The sequence below is a fragment of the Streptomyces sp. 6N223 genome (assembly GCF_052246635.1).
Taxonomy (GTDB): domain Bacteria; phylum Actinomycetota; class Actinomycetes; order Streptomycetales; family Streptomycetaceae; genus Streptomyces.
Map to the genome: position 1 here is coordinate 34091 of NZ_JBQQCA010000023.1, position 20920 is coordinate 55010.

The window sequence follows — 20920 nt, forward strand, 5'->3', positions numbered from 1 at the left end:
GACCACAACCTAGGCGACGGCGCCGCGGCGTCAAGGCCGGGGAACATTGCGCAGGTTGGAGCGTGCCATCTGCACCATGCGGCCGACGCCGCCCGCCAGCACCACCTTGCTGGCCGAGAGGGCGAAGCCGGTGACCATCTCGGCCCTGATCTTCGGCGGGATGGACAGGGCGTTCGGGTCGGTGACGACGTCCACCAGCGCCGGGCCCTTGTGCCGGAACGCCTCGCGCAGCGCGCCGCGCAGCTCCTTGGGCTTCTCGACGCGGACGGCGTGGGCGCCCATGGCGCGGGCGACGGCGGCGAAGTCGGGGTTGCGGTTGGCGGTGCCGTACGCCGGGAGGCCGGAGACCATCATCTCCAGCTCGACCATGCCGAGCGAGGAGTTGTTGAAGAGGACGACCTTCACGGGGAGCTCGTACTGCACGAGCGTGAGGAAGTCGCCCATCAGCATGGCGAAGCCGCCGTCGCCGGACAGGGAGACGACCTGGCGGGTGCGGTCGAGGAACTGGGCGCCGACGGCCTGCGGCAGGGCGTTGGCCATGGAGCCGTGGCTGAAGGAGCCGATGACGCGGCGGCGGCCGTTGGGCGTGAGGTAGCGGGCGGCCCAGACGTTGCACATGCCGGTGTCGACGGTGAAGACGGCGTCGTCGGCGGCCTCCTCGTCGAGGACGGCGGCTACGTACTCGGGGTGGATCGGGGTGTGCTTCTCGACCTTGCGGGTGTAGGCGCGGACGACGCCTTCGAGGGCGTCGGCGTGCTTCTTCAGCATCCGGTCGAGGAAACGGCGGTCCCTGCGCTCGCGGACGCGCGGGGTGAGGCAGCCGAGGGTCTGCTTGACGTCGCCCCAGACGGCCAGGTCGAGTTTGGAGCGGCGGCCGAGGTGCTCGGGGCGGACGTCCACCTGGGCGATGCGCACGTCGTCGGGGAGGAAGGCGTTGTAGGGGAAGTCGGTGCCCAGGAGCAGCAGCAGGTCGCACTCGTGCATCGCCTCGTACGCCGCGCCGTAGCCGAGCAGGCCGCTCATGCCGACGTCGTAGGGGTTGTCGTACTGGATCCACTCCTTGCCGCGCAGCGCGTGGCCGACGGGGGCCTTGAGGCGCTCGGCGAAGCGCATCACCTCGGCGTGGGCTCCGGCTGTGCCGCTGCCGCAGAAGAGGGTGACGCGGTCGGCCTCGTCGACCATGCGGGCCAGGGCGTCGACCTCGGAGTCGGCGGGCCGGACGGTGGGGCGGGCGGTGACGAGGGCGTGCTCCTCGGCGCGTTCGGGCACCTGCTCGGCGGCGATGTCGCCGGGGAGGGCGACGACGCTGACGCCGCCGCGGCCGACGGCGTGCTGGATGGCGGTCTGGAGGAGGCGGGGCATCTGGCGGCGGTTGGAGATCAGCTCGCAGTAGTGGCTGCACTCGCGGAAGAGCTGGTCGGGGTGGGTCTCCTGGAAGTAGCCGGTGCCGATCTCGGAGCTGGGGATGTGGGAGGCGAGGGCGAGGACGGGGGCCATGGAGCGGTGGGCGTCGAAGAGGCCGTTGATGAGGTGGAGGTTGCCGGGGCCGCTGGAGCCGGCGCAGGCGGCGAGGCGGCCGGTGAGCTGCGCCTCGGCGCCGGCGGCGAAGGCGGCGGTCTCCTCGTGGCGGACGTGGATCCACTCGATGGCGGCGTTGCGGCGGACGGCGTCCACCACGGGGTTGAGGCTGTCGCCGACGACGCCGTAGAGGCGGCGTACGCCGGACCTGACCAGGATGTCGATGAACTGCTCGGCCACGGTCTGCTTGGGCATGGCTCGCTCCCTTGCTCACTTGGATCGCCATGAGCAAGTTATCCGCTTTCGATGCGTTTGGCGCCGTTCTCAGCCGACTCGGCCGACTCAGCCGACTCGGCCGACTTTGCGGGCGAAGACGAAGTGGGGGCCGACGCCCTCGATGACGAACTCCTCGCCGAGGACGTCGAAGCCCTGCCGCTCGTAGAAGCCCCGGGCCACGGTGCGGCCGTTGCACCACAGCAGCTCGGCGCCGCGCGCCGCCGCCTCGGCGGTGGCCGCCTCCAGCACGGCGGCGCCGTACCCCTGGCCGCGCACCTCGGGGGCGCTGGCCATGCCGCGGAAGCGGTACGCCGTGCCGGCGGCGGGGCCCGGGGGAGGGTCGGGGAAGACGGTGATGCAGGCCAGGACGGCCGGCGAGCCGCGGGAGGAGTCGTCGGCGTAGGCCGCCATGTGGAAGGTGGCGGGGTCGGCGTCCTCGGCGAAAACGGCCGACTCGCGGGGCAGGCCGGGGCGCAGCACGCTCCAGCGCAGGTCGAGGATCTCGGCGACGGGTACGAGGGCGGTGCGTATGGCCCGGTCGGTCATGCAGCCATCATGCGCGATCAGACGATGTCGAGGACGAGGGAGACCGCGCGGCGCTGGGTGGCCGGGGAGGGTGCGTCGGCGTACCCGATGCGCAGCACGAGCTGGGGGCGTTCGGGCGCGTGGGGCTCGGACCACTCCGGGGTGTGGCTGGAGAGGGCGGCGGACAGGCCGTGGCTGGTGGCGACCAGCAGCACGCGCTCCAGGGCCTGGCCCGCGCGCAGCCAGTCCAGGGGGCGGTCCTCGGCGGTGCCCAGCAGCGCGAGCTGCGGCGAGGGCTGGCCGGTGCCGCTGGTGGTGAACGCCGCCAGGTCGCGCCCCTCGGCGTCCCGGGAGACCTCCAGGACGGCCCAGGCCTCGCCGGGCGCCGGCCAGTGCAGGTGCGCGCCCTCGCGCCGGGCGGCCTCGACCAGGGCGGCACGCGCCGGCCCGGGGACGGGCTCCTCGCGGAAGGGGCGGCGGCAGGTGTGGCGCTGCCGGATGGCGGGGTAGAGCGCGGCCAGATCGGTGCGCTCGGTCAGCTCGGCGGCGTTGTTCTCCATGGCGGGGTGGAACGCGGTGTGGTCGATGACCGGGCGCTGCATCCGCACGGTGGCCAGCAGGCGCGGCTCGTAGGGGTCGGGCAGCAGGGTGGTGACCGGCAGCCAGCCAGCGTGGGCGGCGGCGACGCGCAGGTTGAACAGGGCCGCCGCGCAGCCCATGTGCAGGGCGCGGCCGTGCGGGTCGGCCCGCGGCAGGGCACGGTCGAGGGCGGCCCTGACCTGGAATGTGGCGCTGTCGCTGAGGAAGCGGAAGCGCCAGGGCTGCGCGTTGTGCAGGGAGGGGGCGGCCGTGGCGGCCCTCACCAGGGAGGTCACGGTCTGTGCGTCCAGCGACTTCAGCTGCACCTGGCCCCGGGCCTTCGCTCGTGCTCGTGGTCCTGCGCGCGCCATCGACGCGCGCGCGTGGCCCGCCTGTCCGCTATGCGGGCATTCGTTATGCGGGCGTTACTCTCGTCACCTTAGTCGCGCGACTGCGTGGCTGCGAGTGGCGCGGCCGGATCGGACAGGGCGTCGGGATCGACGGGGGCGCCGGAGCGGATGAGCTCCTGGACGGGGCCGGTGACGTCCCAGACGTTCATGTTCATCCCGGCCAGCACCCTGCCCTCGCGCAGCCAGAAGGCGACGAACGCGCGCTTGGCGACGTCGCCCCGGCACACCACGCGGTCGTACGCGCCGGGCGGGGCCCAGCCGGAGTACTCCAGGCCCATGTCGTACTGGTCGGAGAAGAAGTACGGCACCCGGTCGTAGGTGACGTCCCGGCCGATCATGGCGCGGGCGGCGGCGGGGCCGGAGTTCAGCGCGTTGGCCCAGTGCTCGACGCGCAGCCGGCCGGGCGTGCCGGGCGCGGCGCCGGGCCGGGCCACGGCGGCGGCGTCGCCGGCGGCGAAGATGCGCTCGTCGCTGGTGCGCAGCGACGCGTCGACGGCGATGCCGCCGGCGCCGTCGTCGATCAGGTCGAGGCCGGCGGCCTTCGCCAGCGCGGTGCGGGGGCTGGCGCCGATCGCGGCGAGCACGGCGCGGGCCGGGATCTCCTCGCCGTCCTCGGTGTGGACGGCGGCGACGACGCCGTCGCGCCCGGCGATCTCGCGGATGCGGGTGCCGAAGCGGAAGGTGACGCCGTGCTCGCGGTGGAGCTCGGTGAAGACGGCGCCGATCTCGGGGCCGATCACGGCGTGGAGGGGCGTCGGCTGCGGCTCGACGATCACGACCTCGGAGCCGAGGGTGCGGGCGGCGGCGGCGACCTCCAGGCCGATCCAGCCCGCGCCCGCGATGACCAGCGGCTCCCCGGGCCGGCCGCGGTCGGTGAGGACGCCGCGCAGGTGGTCGGCGTGGGCGAGGCGGCGCAGGTGGTGTACGCCGGCGAGCTGGGTGCCGGGAACGCCCAGGCGCCGCGGCTCGGCCCCGGTGGCCAGCAGCAGCGCGTCGTACTGCACGCGGGTGCCGTCGCCCAGCCGCACCTCGCGGCGGTCGCGGTCGATGGCGACGGCGGGCTGGCCGAGGTGCAGCTCGATGCGCTGGCTGGCGTACCAGGCGGGCTCGTGGACGTAGACGCTGTCCCGCTCGGCGCGGCCGGCGAGGTAGTCCTTGGACAGCGGCGGGCGTTCGTAGGGGTGCTCGTGCTCGTCGCCGACGAGGATCACCCGGCCGGTGAAGCCCTCCTCCCGGAGGGTCTCGGCCGCCTTGGCCCCGGCCAGCCCACCGCCGACGATCACGAACGTCCGGTATGTACCGTTCACGCGCTTGCCTCCCGGTCACTCGGCCACTCACGGCCACTCACGGCAGCTCCCGATGGAGCCTGCCCCACCTGGGACCTTCCCGAAAGGGGGCGGTCAGCCACGCGGCGGTCGTGTCGCGGGCGTCTGCGGTGAATGCCGGGGCGCGCGGGGCGCGCGGGTCAGGTGGGCGTGCAACCACCGGGCGGCGGCGTCTGTGAGGGCGGCGATCTGGTCGACGATCACGCGCAGCCGCGCGGCGTCGTCGCCCGTCCGCGCGGCGTCCTCGAAGAGCGCCCGGTACTGCGGGTCGAGCCCGTCGGGGGCGCGGCGCACCAGCTCCTGGCCCAGCTCGGTCAGCAGCTCGCGCTGGCGTGCGCGCTGGCGCGCGAAGTCCGGGCGCTGTATGACGTACCGGTCGGCGACGGCCTTCAGCACGGCGCACTCCAGGCGCGTGGCGGGGGGCACGACCAGCTCGGCGGCGTAGCGGCGCAGCGGGCCGGGGCCGTGGGCGGCGCGGGTGGCGTGCTCGGCGGCGAGGCAGAAACGCCCGATGAGCTGGCTGGTGGCGTCCTTCAGCCGCGCCTGGGCGTGGGCGGAGCCGTCGTAGCGGTGGGGCCACCACTCCTGGGCGAGGAGGCGGTCGAGCGCGTCGGCGAGCGCGGCGGGCTCGGTGCCGGGCGGGGCGTAGCGGCGGGCGGCGACGGCGAACAGCTCCTCGCGTTCGGGGCCGGAGAGGAGGAGGGCGGGGTCGAGGTGGCCGGCGTGCAGGCCGTCCTCCACGTCGTGCACGGAGTAGGCGATGTCGTCGGCCCAGTCCATGACCTGGGCCTCGAAGCAGCGACGGGTCGGCGGCGGGGTGCCGGGCGCGCCGGCGCGCAGCCAGGTGAAGACGGGCAGGTCGTCGGCGTAGACGCCGTACTTGCCGGAGGCGGGGTCGCTGGGGTGGCCGCCGCGCGGCCAGGGGTACTTGGTGGCGGCGTCGAGGGTGGCGCGGGTGAGGTTGAGGCCGACGCTGCGCCCGCTGCCGCCCTCGCTCCACCGCTTGGGCTCCAGGCGGGTGAGGAGGCGCAGGGACTGGGCGTTGCCCTCGAAGCCGCCGCAGTCGCGGGCGATCTCGTCGAGGGCGCGCTCGCCGTTGTGCCCGAACGGGGGGTGGCCCAGGTCGTGGGCGAGGCAGGCGGCCTCGACGATGTCGGGGTCGCAGCCGAAGGCGGCGCCGAGGTCGCGGCCGATCTGGGCGCATTCGAGGGAGTGGGTCAGGCGGGTGCGGGGGGTGGTGTCCCAGGTGGCACCGGTGTCGGGGGTGACGACCTGGGTCTTGCCCGCGAGGCGGCGCAGCGCGGCGGAGTGCTGGACGCGGGCGCGGTCGCGCTGGAACGCGGTGCGGCCCGGCCGCTTGTCCGGCTCGGGATCGAACCGCTCGGCGTCGGCCGCGGCGTAGGCATCGGCGGCGTGCATACGCCTGACGGTAGCCCGGGGCTCTGCCCCGGGCCCCCGCTGGGGCTCCGTCCCACCTCTCCCTCTCCCTCCTTGGGGTGTGGGCAGTCTCCGCCTTGGGCGGAGGAGGAGGCGGGAGCGGGGACGGGCCGGGGCACCGCGCAGCGGCGGGGGCCTGGGGGCGGAGCCCCCAGGAGGTCCCCCCGGTCAGGTGACCGTCTGGAGGGTGCGGGCCGGGGCCGGGCGGGCGCCGCGGGCCTGGTCGTAGCGGTGGAGGAGCAGGCGCGCCAGCGCCGGATGCGCGCCGAGCGGCGCGGCCGCCACCCCGGGAGCCGCCTCCGCGCAGCGCGTCGCGAACAGGCCGGGCGCCGTGAAGCAGGAGGCCACCGCTATCTCCTCGTCCGCCGCCGCGTGCCCGGCCGCGCGCAGCGCGCGCACCGCCTCCGCCACGGTCGGACGAGCGGCCGAGGCGTACGCCGGCATCACCGGTACGCCGCCGAGCCGCGCCGCGAGCATGTCCGCCGTGTGGTGGGTGCCCGCCGCCGACTCCGGGTCGAGGGACCCGGCGGCGGCCAGCACCACCGGCGAGCCCTTCCGGTACCCGGCCTCCATCAGCCGGCTGTGCAGGCCCTCCGCGAGGAGCGGGTGCGGCCCGAGGCAGGCGGCGGTGGCGACGCGCAGGTGGGCGGCGTTGCGCTCGATGACGGCGGGGATGTCGTGCTTGATGTGGTAGCCGCGGCTGAACAGCAGCGGCACCAGCACCGCCTCCCCGCGCAGCCGCGCCAGCGTGTCGGCGAGCAGCGGCTCGTCGGTCTCCAGGTGGCCGAGTTCGACCCGCAGGCCGGGCCGCAGCGCGCGCACCAGCCGCAGCAGGGCCTGGACGGCGTGCCGGGCGCGCGGGTCCGGGGAGCCGTGAGCGACGGCGACGAGGGCCGGGGCCGGGGCGGTGGCGGGGGGCGTGGCGGGTGCCGGAGCGGTGCTCATGCGGTCAGCGTGCGCCCGGCGCGTTGCCGGAATGTTGCCTCGATGTCACCAATGGCCTCCCCGTTCCTCACCGTAGCGAAGCTCACAGGGGGAGGGGGGTGCACCGGTCGCGTAACGGGCCGCCGCCTTGGCTGTAACACGCACGAAGCATCCTGGGTGCCACGACGAGGCACGGGAGAGGGCACGGAGGGCATGACGACGCGAGCGGCAGCGGGGACAGCGACGGCAAAGGCCACGGACACCGACACGCACTGCCCGTACTGCGCGTTGCAGTGCGGCATGACGCTGCGCCCCAGCCCCGGGGCGGCCGGCGGCCTGGAGGTGGTGGCGCGGACGGCGTTCCCGGTCAACCAGGGCGCGCTGTGCGGCAAGGGCCAGACCGCCCCCGAGGTGCTGTCGGCCACGGCCCGGCTCACCCAGCCGCTGGTGCGCGACGCCGCCTCCGGCGACCTGGTGCCCGCGAGCTGGGACGAGGCGCTGGACCGGGTCGCGGCGGGCCTGGCGCGCGCCCGCGAGCGGTACGGTCCCGACGCGGTCGGCGTCTTCGGCGGCGGCGGCCTGACCAACGAGAAGGCGTACACGCTGGGGAAGTTCACCCGCCTGGTGCTGGGCAGCTCGCAGATCGACTACAACGGCCGCTTCTGCATGTCCTCGGCGGCGGCGGCCGGCACGAAGGCGTTCGGCGTGGACCGGGGCCTGCCCTTCCCGCTCGCCGACATCCCGAAGACCGGCTGCGTCATCCTCGTCGGCTCCAACCTCGCCGAGACCATGCCCCCGGTGCTGCGCTACTTCACCGAGCTGAAGGAGAACGGCGGCCGCCTCATCGTCGTCGACCCGCGCCGCACGCGGACCGCCGAGCAGGCCGACCTGCACCTCGCCCCGCGCCCCGGCACCGACCTGGCGCTCGCGCTCGGCCTGCTGCACCTGGTGGTGGCCGAGGGCCGCACGGACGAGGCGTTCATCGCCGCCCGCACCACCGGCTGGGAGCAGGCGCGGGCGGCGGCCATGGCGCACTGGCCCGAGCTGGTGGAGCGCATCACCGGCGTGCCCGTGCCGAAGCTGCGCGAGACGGTGCGGATGTTCTGCGAGCCGGACGCCGCCATGGTGCTCACCGCCCGCGGCCCCGAGCAGCAGTCCAAGGGCACCGACACGGTCGGCGCCTGGATCAACCTGTGCCTGGCCACCGGCCGCGCCGGGCGCCCGCTGTCCGGCTACGGCTGCCTGACCGGGCAGGGCAACGGCCAGGGCGGGCGCGAGCACGGGCAGAAGGCCGACCAGCTGCCCGGCTACCGGATGCTCGCCGACGCCGCGGCGCGCGAGCACGTCGCGGGCGTGTGGGGCGTCGACCCCGACTCGCTGCCCGGGCCGGGCCGCAGCGCCTACGAGCTGCTCGACGCGCTGGGCCGCGACACGCCGGACGGGGTGCGGGCGCTGCTGCTGATGGCGTCCAACCCGGTGGTCTCCGCCCCGCGCGCCGCCCACGTCGCCGAGCGGATGCGGGCGTTGGACTTCCTCGCCGTCTGCGACGTCGTCCTCTCCGAGAGCGCGGCGATGGCGGACGTCGTGCTGCCGGTGACGCAGTGGGCGGAGGAGACCGGCACCATGACCAACCTGGAGGGCAGGGTGCTGCTGCGCCGCAAGGCGGTGGAGCCGCCGGCCGGGTGCCGCAGCGACCTGGCGGTGCTGCACGACCTGGCGTCCCGGCTGGGCTGGGAGAAGGGCTTCCCGACCGACCCCGAGGAGGTCTTCGACGAGCTGCGCCGCGCCTCGGCGGGCGGCAAGGCGGACTACTCCGGCATCACCTACCGGCGCGTCGCCGAGGAGGACGGGGTGTTCTGGCCCTGTCCCGAGGTCGCCGCGCCGCCGCCCGAGGAGGTCAACGACGACCCCTCCAACGACCACTCCCCCGCCCAGCACCCCGGCACCCCGCGCCTGTTCCTCGACCGCTTCGCGACCCCGGACGGCCGGGCCCGCTTCGCGCCGGTCACGCACCGGCCCTCGGCCGAGGAGCCGACGCCGGAGTACCCGCTGCTGCTGACGACCGGGCGGGTGCTGTCCCAGTACCAGTCCGGCGCGCAGACCCGCCGCGTCGCGAGCCTGAACGCCGCCGCGCCCGGCCCGTTCGTGCAGCTCCACCCCCGGCTGGCCGAACGCCTGGGAGCCGCCGAGGGCGACCGCCTGGCCGTCACCTCCCGGCGGGGCCGCGCCGTCGCCCCGGCCCGCATCAGCGCGGACATCCGGCCCGACACGGTGTTCATGCCCTTCCACTGGCCGGGCGAGGGCCGGGCGAACACGCTCACCAACCCGGCGCTGGACCCGACCTCGCGGATGCCGGAGTTCAAGGTGTGCGCGGTGCGGGTCGAGCTGGCAGCGGACTGAGGAGTCGGATCGACGAGTCGGATCGACGGGTCGGATTGACGGGTCCCGATGGACGAGTCGGACTTAACGAGTCGTGGACTTAACGAGTCGCACCGGTTGCGCCACGCCGCCCGCGCGGCAGCATGGAGGGCATGGAGGACCTCACCCTGCTCGCCGAGCAGCACCTGTCCAAGGCCCGGCACGCGGACCACGGGCGCAGCGCGCACCTGTTCCTGCACGACGGTCCGCTGCGGCAGAGCGTCATCGCGCTGACCGGGGGCGCGGAGCTGGAGGAGCACACGGCCCCGCCGGCCGCCAGCCTCCAGGTGCTGCGCGGGCGGGTGCGGCTGACCTCCAAGGACGCCGGGCCCGCCGAGCTGCGGGCGGGCCAGCTCATGAACATCCCGCAGGGCCGCCACGCCCTCCAGGCCCTCCAGGACTCCGTGGTCCTGCTGACCTCCGTCACGGCCACCCCCGAGCCGCTGGCCGTATACGACACGCGCCGCGAGCACGGCTCCCCGTGACCCGGCGTCATCGGGCGCCGGTCAGGGCGTACTCGGCCCGGTACTCGCTCGGGCTGACCCCCCGCTCCCGCTTGAACGCCGCGCTCAGCGCGAACGCGCTGCCGTAGCCCACGCGCCGCGCCACCGCGTCGAGCGTGGTGTCCGGCTCGCGCAGCAGCTCCGCCGCGAGCGCCAGCCGCCACCCCGTGAGGTACGTCATCGGCGGCTCCCCCACCAGTGCCGCGAAACGCCGCGCCAGCCCCGCCCGCGACACCCCCGCCCGGGCCGCCAGCGCCGACACCGTCCAGGGGTGCGCGGGCTGATCGTGGATCAGCCGCAGCGCCCTGCCCACCACGGGGTCGCCGTGCGCCCGGTACCACGGCGGCGCCTCGGCCGCCGGGCGCGCGAACCAGGCGCGAAGCACCGAGATCAGCAGCAGGTCCAGCATCCGGTCCAGCACGATCTCCTGACCCGGCTCGTCCCGCGCGATCTGCGCGTCGAGCAACGCCAGCAGCGCGCCGTCCCACTCCCCGCGGCGCAGCGTCAGCAGCCCGGGCAGCGCGCCCAGCAGGCGGCGGCTGACCTCGTCGCGCGTCTGGTAGGTGCCGATCAGCATCGCCGTCGCGCCGTCGGGGCCGGTCCCCCAGGTGCGCACCCCCAGTTCCATCGCCTCGCACAGGTCCACCCGCCCGTCGGGCGTGTACGCGCAGCCGCCGGGCTTGATCACGGTCTGCGGCGGCGTACCGGGCGCGTCGGCCACCTCGTACGGCGCGGGCTCGTGCACCACGGCCACATCCCCCGGCCCGAGCCGCGTCCACCCCCCGCCGCTGTCCGGCCTGATCCACGCCTCGCCCCGCACCACGCACGCCACCGTGACCGGCGCCTGCTCCTCCACCCGTATGCCCCACGGCGGCTCCAGCACGACCCGCATCAGGAAAGCCCCCCGGGCCCTGGGCCCGTCCAGCAGGCTGGTGAGTGCGTCCATGCGGCCACAGCGTAGACGCGGATGAGATCGCCGCATATGCCGATGAGCGGATCAACGATGGCCCCGCCACCCGCCCTGAGCTGCACTGGAACCATGACGAACACCACGACGAACCCCACGACGAACACCACCGTGAACGACGAGATCCTGGTCCTGGGCGGCACCGGCAAGATCGGCCGCCGCGTCGCCGAACGCCTCACCTCCCACGGCGTGCCCGTGCGGATCGGCTCCCGCTCGGCCACCCCGCCCTTCGACTGGGAGGACCCCGCCACCTGGGACGCCGCGCTCGCCGGCGTGAGGGCGGCGTTCATCGTCTACTCCCCCGACATCAGCGTCCCCGGCGCCGCCGAGGCCGTCGGCGCCTTCGCCCGCCGCGCCCTCGCGCACGGCGTACGCCGCCTCGTGCTGCTCTCCGCCGTCATGGACTCCGCTCTCCCCGCCGAGAGCGCGCTGCGCGACTCGGGCGCCGACTGGACCATCGTCAGCTGCCGCTGGTTCGCGCAGAACTTCAGCGAGGAGTTCGTGCGCGATCTGATCCTGGGCGGCGAGGTGACCCTGCCCACCGGCGACCAGGCCGAGCCCTTCGTCGACGCCGAGGACATCGCGGACGTGGCCGCCGCCGCGCTGCTGGACACCACCGGCCGCCACAGCGGGCGCCGCTACGAGCTGTCCGGCCCGCGCGCCCTCACCCTCGCCGATGTCACGGCCCAGATCGCCAAGGCCACCGGCCGCGAGCTGCACGACGTCCCCATCACCCCCGCCGACTTCCGCCAGGGCATGGTGGAGGCCGGCCTTCCCCCCGAATTCGCCGAGCTGGTCACCGGGATCTTCCTCGAAACCTTCAGCGGCAAGGAAGCCGCCCCCACCGACGGCGTACGCCAGGCCCTGGGCCGCGAGCCGCGCGACTTCCCCGACTACGTGCGGCGCACGGCGGCGACGGGGGTGTGGGACGTGTAGACGCGGTGCCTAGTCGGCGGGCCGGGCGGGCGCGAGACCGGTGGTGTCCAGGTCGAAGCCGAAGGGCTCGGGAATCCATAGCGTCTTCCCGAACGGGACCGTCCGGTGCGCCTGGTACCCCTTCTCCGAAGGCTCCGAGAAGACGGTGATCTCCTTGACCTGCATGTCCAACAGCAGGTAGACGGGCACCTGGCGGCCGTAGACCTTGAGCTTCTCCTCCCAGTCGACGTCCCTGGTGGACACGGAGGTCAGCTCGGCCACGAGGGAGAGGGCTGCGCTGTCGACATGGACTCCCGGGCTCTTGAGAGCGGTCGCCTCGTCCACGACGAAGAGGTCCGGACCGTAGGCACGACGTGCGTGGGAGAAGGAGAAGAGGACAGGCGTGGTGTGCGCGGAGTGCCCCTCGGGCGCATGCTTCGCCAGCTCCCGACGCAGGAACTCCAGAAGCGGCACGGCCCGGAAATGAGACCACGGCGACGCGACGATCTTCCCCCTGATGATTTCGGCCTTGAAGCCCGGCACGTCCAGCTCCTCCACGATCCGGAGGAGGTCCTCGAACCCCTCCGGGGCAGAGCCCTCTATCGCCCTCGGCCGTTCCACCATGGTGGTTACCGCGTTCCTCCTGGTCACCGAATGTGATCTTGCGCCTACCGTACTCCGTCCGATGACCAGTGCCAGTCATCCGTCCCGCCGTCGCGATCACGGCCGGCGTCTAACGTGACGGGCATGAACGCCGAACTCGACCTCTCTCTCGACCGCATCGCGCGCGCCGCCGAGACCATCGACCCTCTCTTCCTCAACACCCCGCAGTACGTGGACGGGCAGCTCTGCGAACGGCTGGGCGGCCGGCGCGTGCTGGTGAAGGTCGAGACGCTCAACCCGCTGCGCAGCTTCAAGGGCCGGGGTGCCGACTTCCACGTCGGGGAGCTGGCGCGTCGGTCGCCCGGCGCGACCGTCGTCTGCGGCTCGGGCGGCGGGAACTTCGCGCAGGCCATCGCCTGGGCGGCGCGGCGGCACGGGCTGCGTGCCGAGGTGTTCATGCCCGCCGGGATGTCGCCGGTGAAGCTGCGCCGGGCGGCGAGCCTGGGGGCGACGGTCCACGCGGTCTCGCACGACGTGAAGGCAGCGGCCAGGGCGTACGCCGCCGGGGCGGCCGACCGGGTCTTCGTCGAGGACGGGCGCGACGCCGCCGTCGCCGAGGGCGCGGGCACCATAGGCGTCGAGCTGCTGCGCGACGGCGCGGGGGCCGAGCCGTTCGGCGCGGTGGTGCTGCCCCTCGGCGACGGCGCGCTGATCACCGGCGTGGCGCGCTGGGTCAAGGCGCACGCGCCCGGCGTACGGGTCCTGGGGGCGGCGTCCGTCAACGCGCCCGCGCTGTACCGGAGCTGGCGCACGGGCGAGGTGACCGAGGCGGTGCCGGAGAACGTCTTCGCCGCGGGCATCAACATCACCCGGCCCACGGCGGAGGCGGTGGCCCGCACCCGCGCGCTCGTGGACGACATCGTGCTCGTCACGGACGAGGAGCTGCTGTCCGCGATGCGCCTGGCCGCCGAGACTTTGGGCGTGCTGCCGGAGCCGGCGGGCGCGGCCGGGCTGGCGGCCGTCGCCGCGCACGGCGGCGCCCTCCAGGGGGACGACACGGACGCGGACGCGAACGGGACCGTGGCCACGGTCATCACCGGCGCCAACGCCGACCCCCAGCTCCTCTTCGGCGTCAGCTGACGGGGTCCCAGCCGTCGTCACCGGCGAGGGGCGTTTGCTTGCCGTCCCCGCACGGCTGCCGCTACAGCAGCCGGACGGCGAGCACGGCGGTGAGCGCGCCGGAGGCCAGGCCGGTGACGAGTCGCCCGCGCGCGCCGGTCAGCACCCGGCCGAGCAGCGCGCCGCCACCCGCGAGCAGCAGTTGCCAGCTCGCCGAGGCCGCGAACGCCGCGAGGACGAACGCCGCCTGCTCCGGCCCGTTCGGCGCCTCGCCGCCCGACGCGGCTTGGCCGCCGAGCACGAGCGCCGCGAAGTAGATCACGGTCATGGGGTTGAGCAGCGTGAGGGCCAGCAGCCCGCCGTACGCCCGCAGCGCGCCGACGGCGGCCTCCTCGGCCCGGGCGGCCGCCGACAGCCGCCCGCGATACCGCCGGACGGCCGTCACGCCGCCGTGGGCCGCCAGCGCCAGGAGCACCGCCGCCGAGACCCAGCGCAGCGGCAGCACGACCGGCTCGATGAGGGGCGCGAGCACCGCGCCCCCGGCCACGGCGGCCAGCGCGTACACGCCGTCGGCGGTGGCCACGCCCAGCGCGGCGCAGGCCCCGATCCGGAAGGAGGTGCGGGCGGTGAGGGACACCAGATACGCCCCGATCGCTCCCACCGGCACGGCGATGCCGTACCCGGCGAGGAGCCCCGCCACCAGGGCGGCGGTCACGAGGGCGGAAGCGTCGGCCTCCGTTCCCGGCCGGGCTGCTTCTGAACCCGCGCCGAGCGGTCGGTCGCGGTCAGCGGCAGGACGGTGGCGGCGTTCGTGGTCATGCGCACATCGTGCGGAGGGCGCTGGTGCCGCAGCAACCCATTTAGGCCGGGCTCGCTCAGGACTTCGCCATGGTGGTGCGCGTCAGGTCGAACTCGCACCACACGGCCTTGCTCAGGGCCGAGCAGCTCACGCCGTAGCGGTGCGTGAGGTGGCGGACGATGGCGAGCCCGCGCCCGCACCGGCTGTCAGCGCGCGCCACGCGCGGCTGCGGCCACTCCCCTACGGCCGAATCCCCGACCTCGACCCGCAGCCACGCGGCGGCGACGGTCACCCGCACCCAGAACCGGTCGCCGGTGACGCAGCCGTGGAGCACGGCGTTGCCGCTCAACTCGGCCGTGACGAGCTCCGCTTCGAGCGCCAGCTCCGCGTAGCCCCACTTCTCCAGGACTTCGCGTACCCGCCGCCGGGCCCACGTGACGCTGGCCGGGTGGGGCTGGTACTCGACGCGGTCCTGGCGGATGACGTCCCTGTGGTCACGCTCCTCGCACACAGGCGCACACCTCCAATGGGTGTCGTGTAGCGATCAGTTGAGCACCGACCGTAGCGAGTGCAGCAGATGGAATTCAAGTTGATCCAGGAAAATTATCCCCGAACGAGTTGCACGCGCCGCGCCGATGACACCAGACTGGGCCCCGGCTGACCGAGAGGAGTTCTCACGTGACGGAGCGCCAGCCATCCCAAGACAGCCGCGTCTCCACGGTGTTGGGCAGGCGCCTCGGCGGCGAGCTGCTGCGACTCCGGCTCGCGGCAGGGCTGACACAGGGCCAGGCCGCGAAGGCGCTGACGTCCTCGACCGGGAAGGTCGCGAAGATGGAGGGCGGCTGGGTTCCGATGCGCGACCCCGATATCCGGGTGCTGACCGAGCTGTACGGCGTCAGCGACCCAGCAACGGTCCCCCACCTGCTCGAACTGGCCCGGGTGGACCGCGAACGCCGGAAGAGCAAGGGATGGTGGGACGACTTCCCGCTTCTGGGGGACGTGAAGGAGTACGTCAGCCTTGAGGATGCGGCCACGGCCATCCGGGCCTGGCACCTCACCTACATCCCGGGCCTGTTGCAGACCCCGGCGTACACCCGGGCGCTGCGGGACGATCTGTCGGATCCGGAGGATCCGACCAGCGTCGAGGACTTCGTCGCGACACGGCTCAGGCGGCAGCGCCGCCTCAGCGCCGACCCCCCGCTCACGCTGAACGTCGTCATCTACGAGGCCGCCCTGCGCCACCTCGTCGGCGGCCCTGTCACCATGGCCGCCCAGCTTGAGCATCTGACGAGCATGGCCAGCAGGTCCCACATCACGGTCCGCGTCCTGCCCTTCAGCGCCGGAGCGCTCCTTGGCATGAACTGCAACTTCAGTGTCCTGTCGTTCGCCGAACCAGGCGCCATGGACGTGGTGTACATGGAACTCGCCTTCACCCGGCGCTGGGTCGAGGGCGGGAAAGAGGCTGTACAGCATGCGGACCTGTTCGAGAAGATCACCGCGCGGGCGCTCGACTCCAGCGAATCGCTCGCGCTCATCAACACCATCCGCAACGATCTGTGAGCCATGACGAACTTCGCCTTCTACAAGTCCTCTTACAGCGACCCCCAGAGGGAGTGCGTCGAGGTCGCCACCAACGTCCCCGCTCTCACCGCCGTCCGCGACTCCAAGCGACCCCGCGGCCCGATCCTCCGCTTCCCCCCCCGGCAGTTGGCGCGCGTTCCAGGCGATACTCAAGCGGTGACGACGCCGTCGCCTGACGCGGCTTCGGGAGGGCTCCCGAGCAAGACGGGCCAGACTGCGGGCATCCACAGGCCACACACGGTACGGGGGGCCACACGATGCCGGACACCGGACACCCAGACTGGGATCACCTGCTCTCCGCGCTGGAGAGCGCCATCGCGCCGACCACGGCCGAGGGCAGACCCGACCGGAAGGCGAAGGCGCGCGACGTGCTGCCGCCGGTCGTGCTGCTCCTCGGCGACGGCGCGCCCCAGGACGTGTACAAGCTGGACCGGGGGCTTCTCCACCCGGGCAGCGGGCGGCACGCCCACGTCGAGACGCAGGTGCCCAGCCACCGCCCTCCCGGCGACGGCGTACGGCCGCTGTGCTGCGACATCCAGCCGGAGGTCCTGAGGCAGGGAGTCGTGCCGGGGACGGGGCGGCTGAAGCTGCCGAACTTCTCGCTGACGCGCCGCATCGTCGACGGGATGCGGACAGCCGCTGCCGGGGGACCGACCGGCCCCACCGCGCTGCGCGACTACTGCTACGAGCACGAGCGCGGCCCGGTGCGTGACGCCCTGTGGCGCATAGCGGGCACCAACGAGGGCGGTCCCGGCGGCGGGCTCACCCTCGCGGGTGCGTGGAACTGGCTCGCCGGCCCGCTGTGCCAGACCCTCCCCCGCCGGCTGTGGGCCAGGCGCTGGACGCGCCGTCTGCTGCGCTCGAAGCGGCACCGCTGGTACGCGGAGTGGGTCAACCGCGACCGAACGCCGCTGCTGGGGGCGGAGTTCTTCACCCACGCCTTCAACCGGGTCGGCGGGCTCGTGGCCTCGGACGCCCCGGGCGGGCTGCCGGCCGCCGAGCGGGAACGCCGGCTGGAGCAACTGCTGCTGCGCGCCCTGCTCGTGGACCTGAAGCGGTGGGGGCGCGCGGGGCGCTGGGCCCGCCTCTCGCCGTGGCGGCGCCGCCGCGTCACCCGCTACGTCCTGCCCGTCCACCTGCCGGGCGGCCCGGACGCGGAGGCCAGGGAGCGAGGCGTTCGCTTCCTGGAGGAGTACGCCACCGCCGCCCACTGGGTCGCCTGCGCCCCGGTCCTGCTCGTGGCGGACTGCCCGGCGCCCGAGGCGGTCGAGGGGCCCGACGCGCCCGAGCCGGTCGCGGGCGGCGAGCGGCACACGCCGGCGGAGGCGGCGGGGGTGCTGCGCGCCGCCCGCGGCCGTCCCGCCGTGGTCCGCCCGCTGCTGGTGGAGCTGGACGACGGGCTGCCGGCGGGCGTTCCGGCCTCCGACCGTGCCCCGAAGCGCAGGCTCGTCGGGCCCGGCGCCGAGGCGGCCGCGTGGTGCGTCGTCGCCTCGCTCGTCCTCGGCGGCGCCGGCCGGGTGGCGTGGGAGGCGGGCCGGGACCCCAGCGCCGACTGCCTCGGCGCGGCCGCCGGGGAGGTGTCGGCGCCCACCGCCCAGGACGGCCCGCCCGCGCTGGCCGCGGAGTACGGGGAGGCGCGCGCGATGATCGCCGAGCAGAACGCCCTCGCCGAGGACGCGGCCCGGGAGGGCGACGAGGTGCGGACGGTCGCCTACGTCGGCGTGGGGATGGCCGGCAGCGACGAGGAGTGGGAGGCCCGTTCGGACGGCGCCGTGCCCGAGCTGCGCGGCGTCGCGCTGGCGCAGCGCGAGCTGAACCGGGAGGCGGACGACGACAAGCTGAAGGTGTGGCTGCGGGTGGAGCTGTACGACCGCGCGGGCGAGAAGTACACGGACGCCGAGGCGGTCGCGGAGGACATCGTGGCGGACGCGGAGGCGGCGGACCCCGGCAGCCCGGAGGAGATCGCCGGGGTCGTGGGCTTCGCCCAGAGCCGGGCGGACACGCAGGCGGCGGTGCGGATCCTCGAGGCGGCGCGGATACCCGTGGTCGCCACCACCGCCACCGCCGACGCGATGAACTCCGGGACGTACTACCACCAGATGGCTCCGCCGAACAGCCGGGAGGCCCAGATCACCAGCCAGTTCGCCCGCCAGGCCAACATCGTGGAGACCGCGCCCGGCGCGTGCGTTCCCGCCGACACGGCGGTGGTGATCCAGGATCCGGACGACCTCTACAGCGCCTCGCTCGGGGACGGCTTCGCCACGCTCTTCGCCGACGCCGGGGGAAGCTGGCGCAAGCTGTGGCACAGCCCGGACGCCCAGGACGCCGCGACGCCCCCGCCGGGCGACCCGCGCGTGACGTGGGAGCCGAGCATCCACGACGTGGCCCAGGCGGTCTGCGACGAGGTCCGCTCGGCGGCGGGCGGGGACACGATGGTCTACTGGACGGCCCGGTCGCGGGAGTTCCAGGCGTTCCTCACGGACTACAAGGACTCCACGCCCTGCGGCGGCGACCGGCTCACCGTCGTCGGCGGGAACGAGCTGACCAACGCCGCCCTCTCCGGCCTGTACGAGACGCCCGTCTGGCCCGACTGGCTGCGCCTCTACCACACGGCCCACGTGCTGCCCGTCGGCGCGTCGCCCAGCCACATCGCGCGGGAGTTCAACGACCACTACGCCGCCCACTTCGGGCCCGACGACCTGTGGCGCAACGACGGGCACGCGGCGCTCGCCCACGACGCGATGCAGGTGCTGGCCGAGGCGGCCGACGGCGCCCTGGCGGCGACGGGCGGTCAGGAGCTCAGCCGCTCGAACGTGCACAACGAGCTCCACGCCGGGATCGAGAAGGAGGGCGCGAGTGGCCACATCGACTTCGCCGAGGGCGAGGCGGTCTCGCGGAACAAGCCCGTCGTGATCCTCCACCACACCGAGGCGGGCTCCACGCCGGTGCTGTCCTGCGGCTGGTTCTCCCAGACCGAGGACCCCGCGGAGTCATGGGGGCCGGGCGACGGGTTCGACTGCCCGCGCTGAGGCGCGGCCACCCGCACGCGCGTTCCAGGGGACAATCAACCGGTGAACCCGGAGCCAAGGATGCATCACACGCCGCGCCTCACGCTGTCGGCGAAGGGCATGAAGGACGTGGAGTCGGTGGCGTTCAGCCCCGACAGGCGCGTCCTCGCCAGCGGCGAGAAGAAGCGGATCCGCATCTGGGACGCGCACAGCGGGGAACAGCTCCGCGAGATGGGCGGGCGCATCGGGCGCGTGGAGTCGGTGGCGTTCAGCCCCGACGGGCGCACCCTGGCCAGCGGCAGCGGCAAGGTGGTCCGCGTCTGGGACCCGCACACCGGCGAACTCCTCCGTCAGCTCGACGGCGACGCCGGGTGGCTGGCGTCCGTGTCATCGGTGGCGTTCAGCCCGGACGGCACCACCCTGGTCAGCGGCGACGAGGCGATCCGCCTCTGGGACACCCGCACCGGAGAGCAACGCCGCACGCTGAGGCAGTCCCTCGCACCCGTGACGGCCCTGGCCGTCAGTTCGGACGGCCGTGTCCTGGCCAGCGGCGGTCTCCAGGAAGCCCACCTCTGGAGCGCCGGGAGCGGCGAACGGCTCCTGACATTGCCGGAGCAGGCCTCGCAGGTCACGTCGCTCGCCATCAGCCCCGACGGCCGCGTCCTCGCCAGCGGCGACGACGCCGGGGCGGTCCGCCTCTGGGACGCGCACACCGGCAGGGAACTCCACGCGCTGACCGCGCACACCGGATGGCCGGCGGACGTGCCGAGGCACGTGGCCGTCGCGTTCAGCCCCGACGGCCGCGCCCTCGCCAGCTGCGGCGACGAGGTGGTCCGGATCTGGGACCCGCGCACCGGCGCGCAGTCCCACGAACTGCCCGGCGACGACACCGGCTGGGTGCTGTGCCTGGCGTTCAGCCCCGACGGCCGCACACTCGCCGCCGGCGGGGCCGGAGCGATCCGCCTCTGGGCGACCCGGGCATAGGCCGGGCTCGGGAGGGACGCCGGCGCGTAGGGTGCCCGGATGATTGAGGTACCAGAGGCGTTCGCGCGGAGCACAGTCGAGCGCGAGGGTGACCCCGGAGCGGCGTGGCTCGCCGAACTGCCCGGGATCGTGGACAAGCTGCTGGGGCGCTGGGGGTGCGAGCCGGACGGCGAGGTCATGCACGGCGGTGTCGGGGTCATCGTTCCGGTGCGGCGGGGGGCCGAGGGGACCGCTGTGCTGAAGGTGTCGTTCCCGCACCCCGGCAACGTCCATGAGCCGGACGCGTTCGCGGCCTGGGCTGGGCGCGGAGCCGTTCTGCTGCACGAGCGTGACGACGAACGTTTCGCGATGCTGCTGGAGCGGGTCCGGGCGTCGACGCTGGCGGAGGTCGAGGACGGCGATGAGGTTGTCACGGTCGCAGGACGGATCAATCGCCGGCTGGCCATCCCCGCGCCGCCCGGCCTGCCCCGGCTGAGTGAGCAGGCCGACGCCTGGGCGGAGCAGCTGCGCGAGGATGCCGAGGAGCTGACGCACACGCTGCGGGGCCGCGCGGTGGACGCCGCCCTGGCGACCGTCCGTGAGCTGGGTCGCGCCCAGCCGGATGTGCTCATTCACGGAGATCTCCACGCCAGGAACATCCTGCGTGCCGACCGTGAGCCCTGGTTGGCCGTCGACCCCAAGGGGTACGCGGGCGATCCCGCTTACGACGCCGGCACGCTGCTCAGGTCGCGCGCGCTGACGCTCCTCGAGGCGGACGACGTGCGCAAGGCGGTGTACCGCGTCCTGGACGTCTTCGCCGAGGCCGCGGAAATCGAGCGCGAACGCGTGCGGCGTTGGGCTCAGTTCCGTGCCGTTCAGGATGCGTTGCTGGGCCGCCGTTACGGATTCCGGATTGCCCGCGGTGGGCCAGCGTTGGACCGGCTCACCGAATTCGCCGACCGCCTGGCGGCGCTGCTCACGGAATCCGCCTAGATCGTGAGCTTGCCGGCGCTCTGACCAGCGACGACACCGGTCCCTCGCCAGCCGGTA

The 20920-nt window shown here is 74.2% G+C and carries 18 protein-coding genes and 1 pseudogene; 9 read left to right on the plus strand and 10 right to left on the minus strand.

Annotated elements, in window-relative coordinates:
- Positions 1-30: 30 nt before the first annotated feature.
- The 6 genes from ACTWQH_RS16335 to ACTWQH_RS16360 all read right to left on the minus strand — a co-directional run bounded on the left by ACTWQH_RS16335 (position 31) and on the right by ACTWQH_RS16360 (position 7015).
- Complete coding sequence (locus ACTWQH_RS16335) at positions 31-1773, minus strand: pyruvate dehydrogenase (RefSeq protein WP_443287279.1); 1743 nt, start codon at positions 1771-1773, stop codon at positions 31-33.
- Between the two features lie 87 nt (positions 1774-1860).
- The gene (locus tag ACTWQH_RS16340; protein ID WP_443287280.1) at positions 1861-2340 is read right to left on the minus strand and encodes a GNAT family N-acetyltransferase; all 480 of its coding nucleotides are present in this window, start codon (positions 2338-2340) and stop codon (positions 1861-1863) included.
- Positions 2341-2357: 17 nt separating this feature from the next.
- Positions 2358-3224 carry an Acg family FMN-binding oxidoreductase gene (locus ACTWQH_RS16345; protein WP_443287281.1) on the minus strand — a complete coding sequence of 289 codons (867 nt, stop codon included), beginning with the start codon at positions 3222-3224 and terminating at the stop codon, positions 2358-2360.
- Between the two features lie 113 nt (positions 3225-3337).
- Complete coding sequence (locus tag ACTWQH_RS16350) at positions 3338-4615, minus strand: NAD(P)/FAD-dependent oxidoreductase (protein WP_443287282.1); 1278 nt, start codon at positions 4613-4615, stop codon at positions 3338-3340.
- A gap of 93 nt (positions 4616-4708) precedes the next feature.
- Entirely contained in the window at positions 4709-6052 is a 1344-nt protein-coding gene (locus tag ACTWQH_RS16355) for a deoxyguanosinetriphosphate triphosphohydrolase (protein ID WP_443287283.1), read from the minus strand.
- A 186-nt stretch (positions 6053-6238) separates the two neighbouring features.
- The gene (locus ACTWQH_RS16360) at positions 6239-7015 is read right to left on the minus strand and encodes a sirohydrochlorin chelatase (RefSeq protein ID WP_443287284.1); all 777 of its coding nucleotides are present in this window, start codon (positions 7013-7015) and stop codon (positions 6239-6241) included.
- Positions 7016-7207: 192 nt separating this feature from the next.
- On the opposite strand from ACTWQH_RS16360, the gene ACTWQH_RS16365 reads away from it, so the two are divergent.
- Both ACTWQH_RS16365 and ACTWQH_RS16370 read left to right on the plus strand, forming a co-directional pair.
- Positions 7208-9394, plus strand: coding sequence for a molybdopterin oxidoreductase family protein (locus tag ACTWQH_RS16365; RefSeq protein WP_443287285.1), 2187 nt, complete (start codon positions 7208-7210; stop codon positions 9392-9394).
- A gap of 122 nt (positions 9395-9516) precedes the next feature.
- Positions 9517-9897, plus strand: a complete 381-nt coding sequence (locus ACTWQH_RS16370) for a cupin (RefSeq protein WP_443287286.1) — start codon at positions 9517-9519, stop codon at positions 9895-9897.
- A gap of 7 nt (positions 9898-9904) precedes the next feature.
- On the opposite strand, the gene ACTWQH_RS16375 is transcribed toward ACTWQH_RS16370, so the two are convergent.
- Positions 9905-10861: a cupin domain-containing protein gene (locus ACTWQH_RS16375; protein ID WP_443287287.1), complete on the minus strand. Its 957-nt coding sequence runs from the start codon at positions 10859-10861 to the stop codon at positions 9905-9907.
- A gap of 93 nt (positions 10862-10954) precedes the next feature.
- On the opposite strand from ACTWQH_RS16375, the gene ACTWQH_RS16380 reads away from it, so the two are divergent.
- Positions 10955-11818 (plus strand): NmrA family NAD(P)-binding protein, encoded by an 864-nt coding sequence (locus tag ACTWQH_RS16380; RefSeq protein ID WP_443287288.1) that lies wholly within the window; start codon positions 10955-10957, stop codon positions 11816-11818.
- Between the two features lie 9 nt (positions 11819-11827).
- Here ACTWQH_RS16380 and ACTWQH_RS16385 read toward each other — a convergent pair whose 3' ends face one another.
- Complete coding sequence (locus ACTWQH_RS16385) at positions 11828-12448, minus strand: Uma2 family endonuclease (protein ID WP_443287289.1); 621 nt, start codon at positions 12446-12448, stop codon at positions 11828-11830.
- Between the two features lie 96 nt (positions 12449-12544).
- Between ACTWQH_RS16385 and ACTWQH_RS16390 the strand changes: the two genes are divergently transcribed.
- The gene (locus tag ACTWQH_RS16390) at positions 12545-13540 is read left to right on the plus strand and encodes a threonine ammonia-lyase (RefSeq protein WP_443287290.1); all 996 of its coding nucleotides are present in this window, start codon (positions 12545-12547) and stop codon (positions 13538-13540) included.
- A 61-nt stretch (positions 13541-13601) separates the two neighbouring features.
- On the opposite strand, the gene ACTWQH_RS16395 is transcribed toward ACTWQH_RS16390, so the two are convergent.
- On the minus strand, positions 13602-14234 hold the full coding sequence (locus ACTWQH_RS16395; protein WP_443287291.1) for a LysE family transporter: 633 nt from the start codon (positions 14232-14234) through the stop codon (positions 13602-13604).
- Positions 14235-14394: 160 nt separating this feature from the next.
- Entirely contained in the window at positions 14395-14829 is a 435-nt protein-coding gene (locus ACTWQH_RS16400; RefSeq protein ID WP_443287292.1) for an ATP-binding protein, read from the minus strand.
- A 167-nt stretch (positions 14830-14996) separates the two neighbouring features.
- On the opposite strand from ACTWQH_RS16400, the gene ACTWQH_RS16405 reads away from it, so the two are divergent.
- The 5 genes and pseudogenes from ACTWQH_RS16405 to ACTWQH_RS16425 all read left to right on the plus strand — a co-directional run bounded on the left by ACTWQH_RS16405 (position 14997) and on the right by ACTWQH_RS16425 (position 20863).
- Positions 14997-15878, plus strand: a complete 882-nt coding sequence (locus tag ACTWQH_RS16405; RefSeq protein WP_443287293.1) for a DUF5753 domain-containing protein — start codon at positions 14997-14999, stop codon at positions 15876-15878.
- 3 nt (positions 15879-15881) lie between these two features.
- Positions 15882-15971, plus strand: a pseudogene (locus tag ACTWQH_RS16410) (DUF397 domain-containing protein); the annotation flags it as partial.
- A 185-nt stretch (positions 15972-16156) separates the two neighbouring features.
- Positions 16157-18928 (plus strand): hypothetical protein, encoded by a 2772-nt coding sequence (locus ACTWQH_RS16415; RefSeq protein ID WP_443287339.1) that lies wholly within the window; start codon positions 16157-16159, stop codon positions 18926-18928.
- A gap of 60 nt (positions 18929-18988) precedes the next feature.
- A complete protein-coding gene (locus tag ACTWQH_RS16420; protein ID WP_443287294.1) occupies positions 18989-19891 on the plus strand; it encodes a WD40 repeat domain-containing protein in 903 nt (300 codons plus the stop codon).
- A gap of 39 nt (positions 19892-19930) precedes the next feature.
- Positions 19931-20863: an aminoglycoside phosphotransferase family protein gene (locus tag ACTWQH_RS16425; RefSeq protein ID WP_443287295.1), complete on the plus strand. Its 933-nt coding sequence runs from the start codon at positions 19931-19933 to the stop codon at positions 20861-20863.
- Positions 20864-20920 lie beyond the last annotated feature (57 nt).